Source organism: Arcobacter sp. AHV-9/2010, assembly GCF_004116575.1.
GTDB lineage: Bacteria > Campylobacterota > Campylobacteria > Campylobacterales > Arcobacteraceae > Aliarcobacter > Aliarcobacter skirrowii.
In genome coordinates, this window is record NZ_PDKH01000023.1 from 1 (window position 1) to 482 (window position 482).

Annotated in this window: 1 protein-coding gene; it reads right to left on the reverse strand. The window is 32.4% G+C overall.

Annotation, left to right across the window (positions count from 1 at the left end):
• A partial coding sequence (locus CRU94_RS09655; protein WP_258237452.1) for a hypothetical protein occupies window positions 1-482 on the reverse strand: 482 nt, incomplete at both ends.

The following is a 482-nucleotide window of genomic DNA, read 5'->3' on the forward strand; positions in this document are numbered from 1 at the left end:
GCATTCTACTTTTTTGTATTGCATCTACTAAATAGGCAGAATCATTCAATTCATCAAGTCTTTTATAGTCATTTAATATAGATGTAGGAATGCATTCATCGAATACTTTCAGCCGCTCTTCCTGATGTTTCTTTATCAATTCGATATTAGTGCTCATACCATACCATTCGAAAATAGCAATATCTTCATCAACAAAAACAGGTTGCTCATTGTGTAATCCGATCACTTGCAGAAAAAACTTCCAATCCGAGATAATTTTCAGATTCTCATCATATAAACCATATTTATCAAATAAATCCCGACGAATAAATGTTGCCTGATGTTTTATTGTTCCCTTATAAAAATCAAATAGAGTCAAAGGACGGTGTAATGCCGGAACTTTACCAGTTGTTGTCCCATAATCATTAATTTGATTCCCATTGATAAAGGGTACTACATATTTCTTATGCTGAAAAATATTTGCTAATGTATCTGCTGAAACT